This window comes from Hyphomicrobium sp., assembly GCF_035548195.1.
Lineage (GTDB): Bacteria > Pseudomonadota > Alphaproteobacteria > Rhizobiales > Hyphomicrobiaceae > Hyphomicrobium_B.
Genome location: NZ_DASZTY010000024.1, coordinates 207,700 through 224,077, shown reverse-complemented (window position 1 = coordinate 224,077; position 16,378 = coordinate 207,700). Strand labels below are relative to the sequence as shown.

The following is a 16,378-nucleotide window of genomic DNA, read 5'->3' as shown; positions in this document are numbered from 1 at the left end:
ATCCAGCGCGCCGCGAAAACCGGCCAGATCGGCGACGGCAAGATCTTCGTCTCATCCATTGAGCACACCGTTCGCATTCGCACCGGCGAATCCGACGACGACGCGCTCTAGCGGTTCCTCGCAATGCGCATTCCGTTTTCGTTCAATCAGGGAGCACACAACATGAAGCTTCGAACCATAGCGCGGTGTGCCGGGGTCCTGGGGGCCCTCGGCGCGGTCGCGCTTCTAATCGATCCGGCACTCGCTCAGGACGCGGCAACCGCCGCCGCCCCGGCTGCGCCGCCGCCGGTACCGAACAAGGGCGACACGGCATTTATGTATACGGCGGCGGTCCTTGTGCTGCTGATGACCGTGCCGGGTCTCGCCCTCTTCTACGGTGGCCTCGTGCGCACCAAGAACATGCTCTCGATGTTCATGCAGGTCTTCGCAACGCTCTGCCTCGTCGGCATCATATGGGTGCTCTACGGGTATTCGATGGCCTTCACCAACGGTGGCGCGCTGAACGACTTCGTCGGCGGCTTCTCGAAAGCTTTCCTCAAAGGGGTCGATGCCAACAGTCTCGCCGGAACGTTCTCCAACGGAGTCTACATTCCGGAATACGTCTACATCGTCTTCCAAATGACCTTCGCATGCATCACCCCGGGCCTGATCCTGGGCGCAGTCGCCGAACGTCTGAAGTTCTCCGCAATGCTGCTCTTCATGGCGCTTTGGGCAACCTTCATCTACTTCCCCATAGCGCACATGGTCTGGTACTGGGGCGGGCCTGACGCCTTTGCAAACGCGGCAAAAGCGTTGGCCGCTGCAACCGGGGACGCCAAAGCCCAGGCCCAGGCTGCCTTTGACGCTGTCATGAACGATGCGGGAATTGGGTTCAAATGGGGTGCGCTGGACTTCGCTGGTGGCACCGTCGTTCACATCAATGCCGGCATTGCCGGTCTTGTCGGCGCACTCATCCTCGGACCGCGCATCGGCTACGGCAAAGAGCCGATGCCCCCACACTCGCTGGTGAACTGCATGATCGGCGCGGCACTGCTGTGGGTCGGCTGGTTTGGGTTCAACGTCGGATCGGGTCTTGAGGCCAACCAGTTTGCAGGCCAGGTCTTCATCAACACCTTCATCGCAACGTGCGCGGCTGCCCTCTCCTGGATGATCGTCGAATGGATCGCCAAGGGGAAACCATCCGCGCTCGGCCTTGCATCGGGCGTCGTTGCCGGTCTCGTCGCGATCACACCGGCGTGCGGCTTCTCCGGCGTCATGGGATCGATCGTCCTCGGCCTCGTCGTCAGCCCAATCTGCTTCTTCTTCTGCTCGGCCATCAAGAGCGCACTGGGATACGATGACAGCCTGGATGTCTTCGGCGTCCACTGCGTCGGCGGCATTATCGGCGCGTTAGCCACGGGTTTGCTGGTCAACCCCGATTGGGGCGGCGCGGGCATTGCCGACTACATCTCGAAGCCTGGAGAAATGGTAGCAGGCACCTACGATATGGCTGCACAGATGCTCGCTCAGTCCAAGATGGTCGGCATGACGCTTCTTTGGAGCGGCATTGGTTCGGCGATCCTTTTCAAGCTGGTCGATATCCTCGTCGGACTTCGTCCCTCTGAAGAGCGAGAGCGCGAAGGACTCGACATCACCGATCACGGCGAGAGTGCCTACCACTACTGAGGCATCGCCCCGCGGCTCCATCGAAACCGCGGGGCATCGCTACGCTCTCCCGAGCACGCGTCTCCACCTAGACGTGCTCAACTTAGCCCGGCGCCTCGTGCGGCCGGGCTTTTTTTATTTATCTCTGGCGATTTCCCGGACGAAGCCGTTAGGGCTGGATGACGATCTCGCTTCGACACGATACGAATTGCAGCACACGCCTCAAATCGTTCGCGCGTAAAGCAATGCATCCTTCGGTTGGAAGAAGCCCCAGCTTCGCAATATGCATGAAGATGGCGCTGCCGCGATTCTTGACGCGCGGACGATCATTATAGCCGAGCACAACGATGATGTCGTAAAGTCGGTCTTCCCGCCAAAGCCGCTCGCAGCCTCTTGCGTAAGGCAGGGTGACAGGCCGATTATAGTTTCGATCGTATCGACTGTCGCACCAACCATCGCTTTTGCGAATGGCCCTTACTTCGAGCGCAGTTCGCGGCCGCGCCGCCGCATCGGGCCTGAAATAGGCACCGCGTAGTCTAAAACGACCGCGCGGCGTCGCTCCATCGCCCTCGCGTTTTAACACTTTGATTCCCCCGTGTCCGAGCGCACAAGGGACGCAAAACGGACCAAACTGCAGCCGGCCCCGCGGCGCGGCCGCATTCAATGCCCTGACAATGAGCTTGGCTGGCACACGACGCCGTTGTATCGACCTTCTTGAAGGCATGGTGGAACTGGCCATTCCTCTTGTCTGTTTGCTAGCAAAGCCTATGTTGCGCCCGCACGCGATGCTAGTCTTCAGCGCCCCGATGCTGTCCAAGAAAAACTGGAGCCCTTCTCCATGAGCACGGCCCGAAAGGTCCTTCTCGTCGATGACGACGAAGATTTGCGCACCTCCCTGAAAGACCAACTCATCCTGCATGATGAGTTCGAGGTCTTCGAAGCGGGCACTGCAAGCAAAGGCATAGAAGCAGCCAAGACGGGACGGTTTGATCTCGTCGTCTTTGACGTTGGCCTACCCGACATGGATGGCCGTGAAGCGGTGAAGCTTCTTCGCAAATCCGGATATAAAACTCCAATCGTCATGTTGACTGGAAATACCTCGGATGCGGATCAAATCCTTGGACTCGATGCCGGTGCCAACGACTACGTTCTAAAGCCATTTAAATTCGCAGTTCTTCTTGCACGCATTCGGGCCCAGCTTCGTCAACATGAGCAAAGCGAAGATGCCGTTTTTGCCATCGGACATTATACCTTCAAACCGGCGTCCAAGCTTCTGGTCGACCAGTCGGGCAGCAAAATCCGCCTGACCGAAAAAGAAACCTCGATCCTGAAATATCTCTATCGATCCGGCGACAAGGTCGTCTCGCGCGACGTCCTCCTTCATGAAGTCTGGGGCTACAACGCAGGCGTCACCACACACACGCTCGAAACCCACATCTACCGGTTGCGTCAGAAGATAGAAAAAGACCCCTCGAACGCCGAGCTGCTCATTACCGAAAGCGGCGGCTACAAGTTGGCACCGTAGCAAGCATATCGGCGTTGCGTCACAAACACCCGTCCACAGACACCTTCCATCCTTTTTCACTGCCAGCGTTCAGTTCGCACATGACTCATGTATTGAATAATGAGCTGGCTTCGCGGGAGCCGGCGAGGCGCGGTCTTTCAGCTGCGTCTCAGCGATTTCACTTTTGTTGCGAATGGACCGATGGCCACCGACGCCCTCGTCAAGTCTTTTCTGTCACTGCCGCTCTTTTGCGATCTGAAGCCGCAGCAATTGAACGAAATCGCGCGCCGGGCTGAGCGCATCATCTATCGTCCGGGCGATATCATCGTCGCAGAAGATGATACGAGCGACGCCGCTATCCTCATCGTCTCGGGAATCTGCACCCGACAAGCGAAAGCGGGCGACACAAAACGCGAAGAATTATTGCCTGAAGGTGCTTTGATAGCCGAGCTTGCTATGCTCATCGATTTTCCCCATTCGGCAACCGTCATTGCGAAGGATCAGGTGAAAGCTCTCCGCCTCCCTCGTGAAAAAATTCAAGAGCTGATGTTGCAGGATGCCGATCTCACGGCGCATTTCTCGTCGCACATCCTAAAGCGCGTACATGCGATCGCGCAGGATTTGCTTGCCGTCGACAACTTGCTTTCAAGATCCGCAAACGGGAATCCAAACACGCAGAGGACCGCACAACTTACGCTTGAGACGCAACGAGAACCGCACGCCGCACACTAGATCAGAGGGAAAATAAAAAGCTCCAGAAACGAGGGCGCCCAGTCCCGGGGGGAGGGACTGGGCGCTATGCGCTTATCGCGCTCGGCATCGGGAGGGAAACCGATACCAGAGGCGGCGTCTTCGGCTAGACGGGGGGCACTACCGAATACAGGGTGACGCCACCTGCATGGCTTTGACTTAAGCGCAAAGCATGGGAATTCAATAGGGGCCCAAAGAGCCCTTCACGAAAATGTGAATTTGGCGATAGAATTATCCACAGCTTACGCATTGCCTTTAGGCAATTGCGCAACACCCTGATTCGCCAGCGAATTTACTAGTTCGGCGTTGAACGCTTCGGCCCAAGTGGTTGAATTTTAAACAAATTTCCATCAAGGTCATCGCTCTTTTGGAGCCCGGTAAGCTCCACGCGAGTGTCCAATCCCTGCGCGTCGGTCGTCACCCATTCTTTCAATTCCATGGCGGGCTTCGTCGCCAAATAGAGCTTGATTTTTCCGGGAGCGTCAGGGTCCTTGTCTTCGAGACCGAGCACGATGAGGTCGTCCGCCTGCTGCACCTCGGTGATTTTCGCATCCCGTAAAAGATCGACGTCTTTGCGAAGGAGAAGCCGGAAGGGCGTCTGATCGAGCGAGACGCGATCCTCGTTATTCAAATCGAGATCCTGAATGGCGAGATTCTGTCCGTCCGAAACGATGATCTGCCGCGATGGCAGTGCATAATCGAACCGGAAGCGGCCGGGCCGCTTGACGTAAAACTTGCCCCTCATCCGCTTGTTGTCCGGATCTATTTGGACAAAGGCCCCTTTCAGGCTTTGCAATGAGCCGAAATAATCGCTGACTTTCTGGACCAGCTTCGTCTGCTGCGCATCGAGTACCATGCTGCCGTCGTTGTTCGTCGGGGAGACTTCTCCCGTCCAACCTTTGACGGATGGCTTGCCGTGGCTGACGATTGGATTTGCGATTGTATTCGTCGGACCGTCAGCGTCTTGGCCCAAAGCGTTGCCGCCAAATGCAAACGTCGTGACCGCAGCAACGGCCAACAGGCGCCGGAAATCCCTCATATATCTCCCCATCGCGCGGCCCCCCAAGAGCCTAGAGCCCAGCGGGCTCCACTCGCAGATTACCCGTTTCGACAAAGAATGCGTCCAGAACTTGGCGATTCGCCTCTTGCAATGGGTAATGCCTTCCGAATGTGAAGTGCAAGCTGCAAGGGATCATATCCGGCGGAGCATTATCCTCAAAGGCTATGCTGCAGCATCCGTGCCCGTCCCGCGAGCGGCTAAGATTTCGCGTTTTCCTACATTGTTCGCCGCCGAGATCAAACCTTCCCGCTCCATCCGCTCGATGAGATCGGCAGCACGGTTGTAACCGATGGACAGGCGACGCTGAATGTAGCTCGTTGACGCCTTTCCATCACGCATCACGATGGCAACAGCACGATCGTACAGATCTTCCTCGCCCGTTCCCTGCGAGTTTGGCGCAATCTCGGATTGCGGCGGCGCATCGGTGATGCCTTCGACGTAATTCGGTGCGCCTTCGCTTCTGAGAACATCGGCAAACGCGACGACCTCCTCATCCGAAACATAGGCGCCGTGAACGCGCACGAATTGCCCGGCGCCTGTCGAATAAAGCATGTCCCCCTGCCCAAGCAGTTGCTCCGCGCCTTGTTCGTTCAAAATCGTGCGGCTGTCGATTTTCGATGTCACCTTGTAGGAAATACGCGTCGGGAAATTCGCTTTGATCGTTCCCGTAATGATGTCGACGGAAGGCCGCTGCGTCGCCATGATCAGGTGAATACCGGCGGCGCGCGCCATTTGGGCGAGACGCTGCACCGACGCTTCGACTTCGCGCCCGGCAACAATCATCAGGTCTGCGAACTCGTCGACAATCAGAACGATCCGCGGAAACGGCTCCAATTCCATTTGCTGCGTTTCGAAACGCGCCTGACCGGATTTATCGAAACCTGTTTGAACGGTACGCGAGAGAATCTCGCCCCGCTTCTTCGCATTCCGCACGCGATTGTTGAAGACGTCGATGTTGCGCACCGAAAGCGCTGCCATGCGCTTATAGCGCTCTTCCATCTCACGCACGGCCCAGTTCAGTGCCGCGACGGCCTTGTGCGGATCGGTGATGACCGGCGTCAACAGATGCGGAATGCCATTATAAACCGAAAGCTCCAGCATCTTGGGGTCGATCATGAGCATCCGGCAATCTTCGGGCGAATGCCGGTAGAGCAATGAAAGAACCATCGCATTGATGCCGACGGACTTGCCCGAACCCGTCGTGCCCGCCACGAGAAGATGCGGCATCCGCGCAAGATCGGCGACGACCGGCTCGCCTTGGATCGACTTGCCGAGACCGAGCGGCAACGCCATCGTATCCGACTTGAACGGATCGGCCTCGAGAATCTCGCGGAGAAGAACCGTTTCCCGCCGGGCATTCGGCAATTCGAGACCGATAGCGTTGCGGCCAGGAACGACAGCGGCGCGGACGCTCACGAGGCTCATCGAACGCGCGATATCCTCCGCAAGCCCGATCACGCGCGACGACTTCGTTCCGCGCGATGGCTCGAATTCATAAAGCGTTACGACGGGCCCAGGCCGTATGTCCTTGACCTCGCCCTTGACGCCAAAGTCGGCGAGAACGTCTTCCAACAGCCGCGCGTTGCCGCGCATGACGGTCTGCGAAAGCTCGGCCTGGGGCTTGACTGCCGCCGGACGCTTGAAAACGTTGAGCGTCGGCCGCCGCCACTGCGATGCGCTGCTATTGCGAAGACCGCCGAGCAGGCTATTTGCCACCTTTGCAACAGGCGCGGGCGCGGGTTCTGGATTGGGAATGGGCGGAGGCGTAGCACGCTCGACCGGACGCCGCGGAGCCGCAGCCGCACGCGGCACAGCAGCATTGCTCGACGCCGGAGCGAAACGCGCCGCAATGGCTCGGCTCGAATCCTCGATGTTATCGTCGAAGTCGTAGTCCGGCTCAAGAAAGTTATCCGACACATCCTCGATACCGAGCTCAGAATCACTCCGATGTTCGGAACCCTTCGGCAAAGGCGGCATGGCCAGCGTGTGATCTGCAAACTGCCGCTCGCGACCGCGAGGCTCATCGAAAGGCAGTTCGAGTTCGAGCGCTGCCCGCGCATCCGGCGCGTGGCCGAGACTTGGCGCAGCAGGCTGAACCGATCCAAAAGCTTCGAGCGGCGTGTAAGACGACTGTGAATTCTGGCCCGCCCTCATAAGCGCGCCGGACCGCCTACCGAACCAAGACCGTACCCCGCTGGCCCTTTCGTTGGTTATGCGCGAGGCGGCGCCGAAGGTGTCTTCGCGCGGCCTCGTCATCGCGTAACGCAGCGACGCGCAGAATGACCGCCACATCGCTTTCGCAACGACTTCCGCCTCAAAGCCGATCGCCTTACCCGAAAGCTGAGCCGCCGCCGCAGCAAGAACGAGCCCGGCAGCCATCGGCGCACGGTCTTCGTTGATGACGGCGAAAACCTTGGTCACCAGATGCAGCATCGCATCGCCGAGCAGGCCGCCGTATCCGTGGCGCAGCGGCCAGCCGTCATAAAGAGGTAGCGCCGACACGGCTCCCGCAATCGCCAACACGGACATCGGATAGAAACCGAGTTTCGAGCGGCCGCTTTCGACCCGCTCCGAGCGGATCATTTCGAGGCTCCAAACGAATGGCGCAATCAGAGCGACGACGGCGGCGAAGCCGAGAGTTTGGAACATCAGATCGGAAACGATGGCACCGACAGGACCGGTAAAATTGCGCGCCTGAGCCGTCGTCGTATGCGTAAGGCTTGGATCGAGCACCGACCATGAAACCAAGCTCGCCCATATCAGAACTGTTCCGGCAAGCAGCAGCATTCCGCCGAAGCGGGTCAGCCAGCCTAGGAGCCGGTCTTCCAACGACTGCGGGAGCAGCCGCTGAGGATCAATTCCTCTCGTGTCGAGCGACATCTCAGCGAACGTACATCTTTGACGCAGCACGGAAATTCGTGCGTTCGAGCATTCCTTCAGACGGCCAGCGAGCGCCCGCACCGACAGAGCATCTGAAGAAAGAGGCCGCCGGGCCGTACCTCTCAGTGGGCCTGAAAGAGTGTGCCGAAGTAACCTTGACGCGTTGGCCTTGCCATATGGTTACCGTCCCGAGCCCTTCGTTATGCTCATACAAGAAAAAGGCGGTGAAGGACGCTTGTCCAGTCCCGCTCAGCCTCGGACCCGCAGCAAACTCCGTGACGCCGGCGCCCCAAAAATCCGCCGAAACTCACGCGCGAAGTGGGGTTGATCACAATAACCTGCGCCGTGGGCCGCCATCGCCAGCGTGCTTCCCTCCACGACATCACGAATCGCGGCACGCATTCTGAGCCAAGCGAGATAGCGTCGATAGGAAACGCCGACCTCGTTCTTGAAGACATGCTGGAATCGCGACGTTGAGAGCCCGACCGCCAACGCGGCGAGCCGAACTCTCGGCAAGTTCGACGACCAGCTGTCCACCTCGATTGTGGTCTTCGAAGTCAGAGAATTAATTGTATAAGCGACGCGGAGATCGGTTGTCCTCCGCGCCTTCCTCCGCGCAAAACCGACAAGATCCTCAATCGCGAGTCCTGCCCAGTCCGCGCTTTGAGCATCTTCATAGAGAGCGCGAATAACAGACAGCTCGCCATCCTCTCCGACGATGGCGCCGGAAACTTCCCGGGTTTCGCTGATGAGCGCGACAAGACCTTCCGCCGAGGTTGCATTCGGCTCGATGTAAATGACGGCGAAAGGTCGGCCCCCGGCATCGAATTCATAAGGCACGCCCGCGCGAATGACAGCGGTGCGGCAGCGTAACCAACCCGCCGCTCCGACTTTGAGATCGAAGCGGTCGTAAATTCCCGCGAGAAGCACCGACGTGCTGTGGCTGTGAGGTGCGTTTCGGCCGAGACATCCCGCGAACAGCATGCGCGCCCTGCCGACATGCCACAACGGCCGCAAACTTTCCGGCCTAGGAGTAGCAGTTTCGTTCAAGCGCGAACCTCCGTTGACGCCATACGTTGGGGCACCTCTGGCATCTAAATCGCGAACAAACCGGAGGGCAATACGCAATAAGGAACACGCACTCCGATGAAACGTCTCGCACCCGAATTCGATCGCCGTCAGCTTCTATCGACCGGCGTTTGCCTTGCAGCCGTTCCGATTCTGACAACCGGACTGGCCAAGAAAGCCTCCGCCGCAGCGGCCATGCTAGGGAGTTGGCAGCCCAAATATTATCGGTTCAAACTCGGAACATTCGAACTCACGACCATTTCCGATTCCGAGGTTTTTATCGACGGGCCGTTTCCAATCATCGGCGCAAATGCGCGCGAATCGGACGTGCAAAGGCTGATGCACGATAATCTTCTTCCGGAAACCAAATATCAGCCCGGCTTCACACCGACGATCGTCAATACCGGAAAAGAGCTGATCCTGATGGATGCCGGAAATGGTGCCAACGGTTTCGTTCCGCGTCCGAACGGCGGATGGCTCGCAGCGCAACTCGGACCAGCCGGGTTCCGGCCCGAAGACATCGACATCGTTCTGCTGAGCCACGGCCACCCCGACCATATCGGCGGCATCATCGAAGGTGGCAAACCGCTCTTTCCCAATGCCCGGTACGTGATCAACCAAGTCGAACATGACTTCTGGTCGTCAGAGGGAAAGCTGAGCGACGATCTCGAAAAATTCGCGCGCGTTTATAGAGAAAATTCAAAGCCAGTCGTTGACCGGTTCAAGTTTATCAAACCTGGCGACGACATTGTGACCGGCATCCGCGCAGTTGAAGCTTACGGTCACACACCGGGGCATTTGGCATTTGTAATTGAAAGCCAAGGCAAATCGCTGCTCTGGTGGGGCGACTGCGCACATCACCAAGTCGCATCGCTTGCAGAACCGGGCTGGCACTGTGTTTTTGATGCCGATAAGCCGCTCGCTGCCGCAACCCGCCGCCGCATCTACGACATGGCAGCAACCGACCGGCTTCCGGTCATCGGCTATCACATGCCGTTCCCGTCGATAGGTTATGTCGAAAGAATCACCCCGGGCCGCTATCGCTGGCTCCAGCACACCTATCAGCTCAACCTTTGAGGCAACGCCATAGTCTCAAAATCAAGCGGGCAGGCCGGATGTTCGGCCTGCCCTGGTGTGCCTTCAGCCCATCCGGAACACGGCGCCTGCAACAGACATCGGCCGCTCACGAACGCGGTTGCCGTCGTTGCCCGACTTTACGATCCAACGACCATTTGCGGCACGTCCAGTGATGATGCCGACATGATGAGGCCAAACGACCACGGCACCGACCTGCGGACCGCTAGGACGACCGTAATGGCGCCAATTAGCTGCCAAGTTATATTCCGGCCCCCCACCAAGCTGCGTGCGCATCCACCAGCCGCACCAAGCGCGCGGACGTCCACCGACCGACGCGTACCGGCGCCCATAGCTCCGATGCCGTGCATAGTGCTTATAGCCACGACGCTGCGCATATTGCCTGCCGTAGTGGCCCCGACGATATGCTGACCGACCGTATGAACGCCTGGAAGCATATCGGCTGTAGGAACGGCCCCGATGAGCGTAGTGCGAATGACGATATCCGCGACGCTGCGAATAGGAACGGTTCACATACCGTCTCTTAGATGACCATTTCGCATGCGTGCGCTCAATCCGATGACTCTTGTAGCCGTAGTACGGATGAGCCTCGACTGACGGCATACCGACGAGAACTGCCAGCAGCGCCGCCATTGCGAACAAGCTCAATCGCATGGTTACTCTCCTCACTTGTCTTCACAAACGGCGCGCATCGAGCGGGCTAATGCGGCGGAAACAAGAGAGGATTCGCCGCGCGGCATATCGTCGTCTATCGATGCAACTGCCGCGCGTACGGAGATTTATTCCGATTTTCTAAAAACTTAGCTTGAATTGATCCGTGACGGGATGATCCGTTCACTACTAATGAGCGAAAAAATTGTGAAGATTACGAGTGTTTTTTCTTCATCTGTGATCGGATTTTAAGTCGCCACCGCACGCCTATATGGCGTGTTGCCGTGGCGATCATCCGCATTTCGCCGCCGCAATATTTACAATTTCGCATTTCGGGGAACACCGGTGGAATATCGCCGGCTTGGTGCGTCAGGATTGACCGTTCCGCTTTTGAGTTTTGGTGCGGCCACCTTCGGCGGCGCTAGCGAGTTCTTCAGAGCGTGGGGCTCGACGGACGTCGCGGAAGCGCGCCGCATGATCGATCTCTGCCTTGACGCAGGTGTCACGCTATTCGACACGGCCGACATCTATTCCAACGGCGCATCCGAGGAAGTTCTAGGAGAAGCCCTGAAGGGACGCCGCGATAAAGTCCTCATTTCAACGAAAGCGACGTTTCGCTTTAGCGGCGATCCGAACGCAGTGGGCTCATCCCGCTTTCATATTTTGAAGACATGCGACGAAGCTTTGAAACGTCTTCAAACGGATCACATCGACATCTTTCAGCTGCACGGCTTCGATGCCATGACACCGCCGGAAGAAATTCTTTCAACGCTCGATCATCTCGTCCGCGCCGGCAAAATTCGTTATGTCGGCATCTCGAATTTCTCGGGAATTTGACACCGGACCAAATCAAAAAACTCGATGCCGCCAGCGCGGTGACGAAGCCCTATCCCTATTGGCACCAGGCGGGATTTGCCGAGCGCAATCCACCTCCTGTATAGGCAGTTGCAAAAAGCCAAATCCATCCAACATCCAAACCTGTCACATCCGTGTCGCATCCTTTGCGTGTGGTTCGGCTATCTGTGTCTAAACGCACCAGAAACAGGAACGAAGAATGACGGACGACCAGGACAAGCATCCCGATCGGGCGAATGCGCGCATTGAAGCGGAAATCGCCGATAGCTTCGATGAAGAGCTTGAGATGGAAATGGACGACGACCGGCTTCAGCGACTGCTTGAAGACCGGGACGCTGGCGCCGATCGGGACCTTTTGAACCGTCGAATCTACTTCAAGGAACTCTTCCGTTTACAACGGGAGCTGGTGAAACTGCAGGATTGGGTCGTCGGCCAGAAACTGAAAGTCGTCGTGCTGTTCGAAGGCCGCGATGCCGCCGGTAAAGGCGGCGTCATCAAACGCATCACCCAGCGCCTTAATCCCCGTGTCGTACGAGTCGTCGCATTGCCTGCGCCGAGCGAACGCGAACGCTCGCAGTGGTATTTCCAGCGCTATGTTCCGCATCTGCCTGCCGGCGGCGAAATGGTCCTGTTCGACCGCTCCTGGTACAATCGCGCCGGCGTTGAGCGCGTCATGGGTTTTTGCTCCGACGACGACGTTGAAGAATTTTTTCGCACCGTCCCCGAATTCGAAAAGATGCTCGTCCGCTCGGGCATCATATTGATCAAATATTGGTTTTCGATCTCCGACGACGAACAGCATCTGCGCTTCCAAATGCGCATCCACGATCCGATTAAACAGTGGAAGCTGTCACCGATGGACTTGGAATCTCGCCGCCGTTGGGAAGCCTACACCAAGGCCAAGGAAGCGATGCTCGAACGCACCCATATTCCCGAGGCTCCGTGGTGGATCGTCCATGCCGACGACAAAAAGCGTGCGCGCCTCAACTGCATTCACCATCTGCTGTCACAGATTCCCTATCGTGAGGTTCCGCGCGAGCACGTGACGTTACCCTCGCGCGTGCACAACCCCGACTATCTCCGCGAACCCGTTCCCGAAGAAATGTATGTGCCGGCAGTATACTGAGTGCATATGGGCGGACGTTAAAGCCGCCCCATCCGCACATCATCTTCCGGATTGGCACTGATCTTGTGGATCGAGATATCGGCGCCGCGTCGTTCCTCATCAGGAGAGAGACGCAATCCGAATGTGAAATCTGCGAGCCAGTAGACGATCGTACCGGCAGCAAATCCAAATGCCGCGCCAAGAATCGAACCGACGAGCTGCGATAGGAACGTCACGCCGCCGAGCCCGCCCAGCGCCGTCAAACCGAAAATCCCGCAGGCGATACCGCCCCAAAGACCGCACAAGCCGTGCAAAGCCCAAACGCCGAGAACATCATCGATCTGCCACTTGTTCGTCGAGATCTGAAACATCGTCACGAACAGAGCCCCTGCCACTGCCCCAGTAACAAACGCACCGATCGGATGCATCATATCGGATCCTGCACAGATCGCGACTAAGCCTGCCAGCGCTCCGTTGTGAACAAAGCCGGGATCGTTCCGGCCCGCAATCAAAGCAGCAAGAATACCTCCGCACATCGCCATCAATGAATTGATCGCGACAAGACCCGAGATTGCCTTAAGATCCTGCGCACTCATGACATTGAAGCCGAACCAGCCGATGCAGAGCAGCCACGATCCCATCGCCAGCCACGGGATCGACGAGGGCGGCGGACTCATTGGCCGCGCGCGATCGTAGCGTCCGATGCGAGCGCCCAATTGGCGAACCGCCCCAAGCGCCGCCCAGCCGCCGAAAGCATGCACGACAATCGATCCGGCAAAGTCCTTGAAAGGTGCACCGAGCAGCGATGCAAAAAACCCATCCTGCAGCCCAAAGTTTTTGTTCCAAACCACGCCCTCGATGAGCGGATAAGCAATCCCAACCATCAACGCCGTTGCCGCACACTGCGGTATGAAACGCGCGCGCTCCGCAATTCCGCCCGAAATGATCGCAGGTACCGCCGCGGCAAACGTCGCGAGAAAGAAGAAGCGGACGAGATTATATCCGTGCTCTCCGCTGATCGTTTGCACGGAAGCAAAGAACGTCACCCCATACGAAATCGTATAGCCGATGAGGAAATAGACCGTAGTCGAGATGGCGAAGTCGACCAGGATTTTAACCAGCGCGTTGACCTGGTTCTTATGCCTGACGGTCCCGACTTCCAGAAATGCGAAGCCCCCGTGCATTGCAAACACCAGGATCGCACCCATCAATAGAAAAAAGACGTCAGCGCCTTGCTGCTGTTCCACCCCTATCCCCCCATGCCCATTTTTTATGCGCGGCAGGCGAACTTCAGCCCGAAGAACAGGCCATCCGCCGCGTCGGCGGGCAAGGTGATCAAGATTTATGCCAGAGCCGCATATTACCCAGGAACGCTGCCAGATCGGGGACTTGATGCGACGAGCCAAGGCACAGGAGCGCGAGGGCCGCCTAGAAAAGCAGCAATTACCGGAATGCATCTGCCCAAGTTCAAGGCAGAGAGCCGTGCGTCAGCGGATACGGCGCGGGTTCAGATAAAGATCGGCTTCCTGGCGCTCGATGTCGGGCTTCACGCGACCATCGCGAATGTCGACCGCGAGGCTCTTCACATGACGGCGGGCCTGGCGGTTGAAAACGATCATGCCGGTGAAAAGCTTCATCACCTGAATGAGACGTGGATCGGCGTGGTCCCCCCGCACTTTGCAGCGCCATTTACCGCCGATTGTCAGCACAGCGCCATCGATATGGCCGACGTGGTCGCCGTGTTGATCGATCAAAGTGTAGTCGCCCCCGAGATTGATGAAGTCGCGGCGGAACCGGTAGAATTTCGGTTCGCCCCCATGCATCAGGAAGAACGAAAAATTCTCCGGTAGCAGCGGCCATTTGTTGGCCGACCGCTCAAGATAGACGAGATAGTCATCCTCGCTCGTATTGATTGAGTAGGTCGTAACGGGAAGCCCGCGCGCGGCGAGCGTCTGTTGAATCGAACGGCCAAGCATCATGTCCATGCTGGCCTTCCAGTTCAGCGTCTCCGAAAACAGCTTGAAGACAAGCCGTTTGTCCATGCCCGATGAATCTTTCCAAAGCTCCTTGCGATAGCCGAGGACGCCGGTGCGCTCTCCGTTCTCGACAACCTCGGCGAAGATATCCATGTCCGTCGTGAATTGCCGAGACTTGCCGCGATTGCGTTCGTGCTTCCACGGGCCGAATTCGATCGAGTTGAAATTGGTGATCCAAACGTGAACCTGGAAGTCGTGCCACTTCGTGCGCGCCTCGGCGGCCGCATCCCTTTCGGCTTTCTTGAGCTTCGAAACCGCGCTCTTAGCTGGACTATCTTTTGCCTGCTCGAGGACTTCCGCTCGTGCGTCGTGCGCGGCCTCCGCGGCTGCGGCATTCGCCTTCGCTTCAATCGGATCTTTTTTCTGAGCAGACGCGGTCATGATGAGCCTCTATCGCATGTCGACGCGCAAACACCGCCGAATCAGCAGCAGAGCCTAGCACCGCGCTCCGGAATGGATGCGGCGGCCCAAAAAATTGCAGTGGAAACAAACGATCGAGGTACGAAACGATCCTAACGTGCGCCGAAAATGGCGCTACCGACACGCACGTGCGTCGCCCCAAACGCAATCGCTGTTTCGAAGTCGCCGCTCATTCCCATGCTCAGGCCCGCGAGACCGCTTTCCTTCGCAAGCTTCGCAAGAAATGCAAAATGCACGGCCGGCTCTTCGTCGATCGGGGGGATGCACATAAGCCCGACGAGCGGAAGCTGGAGCTCCACGCGGCAGAATTCGACGAACGCCTTGGCCTCGCGCGGGAAGATACCCGCTTTCTGCGGCTCTTCTCCTGTATTGACCTGAACGAATAGCTGGAGCGGCCGCTTTTGCTTCGAGATTTCATCTGCAATGGCGCGCGCAATCTTCTCACGGTCGATCGTATGGATTGCATCGAACAACGCGACGGCATCTTTGGCCTTGTTGGATTGCAGCGGCCCGATCAGGTGCAGTTCAACATCGGGAAATTCGGTTTTAAGGGCGGGCCATTTGCGCTCGGCCTCTTGCACACGATTTTCACCAAATTCGCGCTGTCCGGCAGCAAGCACGGGGCGCACGGCATCGGCATCGAACGTTTTCGATACCGCGATGAGCTTGACATCGCCGGGCCGCCGCTTCGCAGCCTCCGCCGCCGCAATAATTTCTTCTTTTACACGCTTTAACGCTTCTGGCGCGGATTCGTGGTAGCCGTCGCTTGTCACACTCGACCTCGTCTGTTTCTTCCCTCCCATAGCGCCACCGCCGCTTCAGGAACAAGTGTCGCAATGTTGCGAGAGGGATGAAGCACTTACATGGGTACCCCATCCCCCGGCTGATAAAACAGGAGCTTCCATGCTGAAACTTGCAGACGCCCGCCGCATCATCGACGCCGCCGAGAAGAAAGCCGTTGAGATCGGCCAGCCCATGAACATCGCCGTCGTTGACGAAGGCGCAAACCTTCTCGCGCACATTCGCATGGACAACGCCTGGATCGGTTCGATCAACATCGCGATCAACAAGGCATTCACATCGCGGGCCTTCAACATTTCGACGAAGGAATTGGCTGACAACAGCCAGCCGGGCGACCAGTTCTATGGCATTCATGTGTCGAACCACGACCGCGTGATGATCTTCGCGGGGGGCATTCCGCTCAAGGATTCCAAGGGGAACGTCATCGGCGCGATTGGTGTCTCGGGCGGCAGCGGCGTGCAGGACCAGACGGTTGCCGAGGCCGGCGCGTCCGCGCATACCTGCTAATA

At 57.9% G+C, this 16,378-nt stretch carries 15 protein-coding genes and 1 pseudogene; 8 read left to right on the top strand and 8 right to left on the bottom strand.

The features are described 5' to 3' along the window. The coding region (locus VHB22_RS09545; RefSeq protein ID WP_325456743.1) for a P-II family nitrogen regulator at positions 1-111 on the top strand (111 nt) is incomplete at its 5' end. Between the two features lie 51 nt (positions 112-162). Then, positions 163-1,665 carry an ammonium transporter gene (locus VHB22_RS09540; RefSeq protein WP_325456733.1) on the top strand — a complete coding sequence of 501 codons (1,503 nt, stop codon included), beginning with the start codon at positions 163-165 and terminating at the stop codon, positions 1,663-1,665. A 148-nt stretch (positions 1,666-1,813) separates the two neighbouring features. Here the strand turns inward: VHB22_RS09540 and VHB22_RS09535 are convergent, their stop codons facing one another. Continuing rightward, positions 1,814-2,227, bottom strand: coding sequence for a L,D-transpeptidase family protein (locus VHB22_RS09535; protein WP_414652725.1), 414 nt, complete (start codon positions 2,225-2,227; stop codon positions 1,814-1,816). Positions 2,228-2,482: 255 nt separating this feature from the next. Between VHB22_RS09535 and VHB22_RS09530 the strand changes: the two genes are divergently transcribed. Then, entirely contained in the window at positions 2,483-3,169 is a 687-nt protein-coding gene (locus VHB22_RS09530) for a response regulator transcription factor (RefSeq protein ID WP_325456732.1), read from the top strand. 180 nt (positions 3,170-3,349) lie between these two features. Next, complete coding sequence (locus VHB22_RS09525; protein ID WP_325456731.1) at positions 3,350-3,880, top strand: cyclic nucleotide-binding domain-containing protein; 531 nt, start codon at positions 3,350-3,352, stop codon at positions 3,878-3,880. A 313-nt stretch (positions 3,881-4,193) separates the two neighbouring features. On the opposite strand, the gene VHB22_RS09520 is transcribed toward VHB22_RS09525, so the two are convergent. From VHB22_RS09520 to VHB22_RS09510, 3 genes are all read right to left on the bottom strand, one after another. Beyond that, positions 4,194-4,937 (bottom strand): LolA family protein, encoded by a 744-nt coding sequence (locus VHB22_RS09520; protein ID WP_325456730.1) that lies wholly within the window; start codon positions 4,935-4,937, stop codon positions 4,194-4,196. A gap of 183 nt (positions 4,938-5,120) precedes the next feature. Continuing rightward, the gene (locus VHB22_RS09515) at positions 5,121-7,838 is read right to left on the bottom strand and encodes an FtsK/SpoIIIE family DNA translocase (RefSeq protein ID WP_414652729.1); all 2,718 of its coding nucleotides are present in this window, start codon (positions 7,836-7,838) and stop codon (positions 5,121-5,123) included. A 249-nt stretch (positions 7,839-8,087) separates the two neighbouring features. Next, positions 8,088-8,888 carry a helix-turn-helix domain-containing protein gene (locus VHB22_RS09510; RefSeq protein WP_325456728.1) on the bottom strand — a complete coding sequence of 267 codons (801 nt, stop codon included), beginning with the start codon at positions 8,886-8,888 and terminating at the stop codon, positions 8,088-8,090. A 96-nt stretch (positions 8,889-8,984) separates the two neighbouring features. On the opposite strand from VHB22_RS09510, the gene VHB22_RS09505 reads away from it, so the two are divergent. Beyond that, positions 8,985-9,983: an MBL fold metallo-hydrolase gene (locus VHB22_RS09505; protein ID WP_325456727.1), complete on the top strand. Its 999-nt coding sequence runs from the start codon at positions 8,985-8,987 to the stop codon at positions 9,981-9,983. Positions 9,984-10,046: 63 nt separating this feature from the next. Here VHB22_RS09505 and VHB22_RS09500 read toward each other — a convergent pair whose 3' ends face one another. Next, on the bottom strand, positions 10,047-10,655 hold the full coding sequence (locus tag VHB22_RS09500) for a hypothetical protein (protein WP_325456726.1): 609 nt from the start codon (positions 10,653-10,655) through the stop codon (positions 10,047-10,049). A gap of 342 nt (positions 10,656-10,997) precedes the next feature. Here VHB22_RS09500 and VHB22_RS09495 point away from each other — a divergent pair. Both VHB22_RS09495 and ppk2 read left to right on the top strand, forming a co-directional pair. Then, positions 10,998-11,483, top strand: a pseudogene (locus VHB22_RS09495) (aldo/keto reductase); the annotation flags it as partial. Positions 11,484-11,706: 223 nt separating this feature from the next. After that, the gene (gene ppk2, locus VHB22_RS09490; RefSeq protein ID WP_325456725.1) at positions 11,707-12,633 is read left to right on the top strand and encodes a polyphosphate kinase 2; all 927 of its coding nucleotides are present in this window, start codon (positions 11,707-11,709) and stop codon (positions 12,631-12,633) included. A gap of 17 nt (positions 12,634-12,650) precedes the next feature. Here the strand turns inward: ppk2 and VHB22_RS09485 are convergent, their stop codons facing one another. The 3 genes from VHB22_RS09485 to VHB22_RS09475 all read right to left on the bottom strand — a co-directional run bounded on the left by VHB22_RS09485 (position 12,651) and on the right by VHB22_RS09475 (position 15,841). After that, positions 12,651-13,859, bottom strand: coding sequence for an ammonium transporter (locus VHB22_RS09485; protein ID WP_325456724.1), 1,209 nt, complete (start codon positions 13,857-13,859; stop codon positions 12,651-12,653). Between the two features lie 240 nt (positions 13,860-14,099). Further along, a complete protein-coding gene (locus VHB22_RS09480; RefSeq protein WP_325456723.1) occupies positions 14,100-15,029 on the bottom strand; it encodes a hypothetical protein in 930 nt (309 codons plus the stop codon). A 131-nt stretch (positions 15,030-15,160) separates the two neighbouring features. Then, on the bottom strand, positions 15,161-15,841 hold the full coding sequence (locus tag VHB22_RS09475) for a YggS family pyridoxal phosphate-dependent enzyme (RefSeq protein WP_325456722.1): 681 nt from the start codon (positions 15,839-15,841) through the stop codon (positions 15,161-15,163). Between the two features lie 130 nt (positions 15,842-15,971). Between VHB22_RS09475 and VHB22_RS09470 the strand changes: the two genes are divergently transcribed. After that, on the top strand, positions 15,972-16,376 hold the full coding sequence (locus VHB22_RS09470; RefSeq protein ID WP_325456721.1) for a heme-binding protein: 405 nt from the start codon (positions 15,972-15,974) through the stop codon (positions 16,374-16,376). The last annotated feature ends 2 nt before the right edge of the window (positions 16,377-16,378 follow it).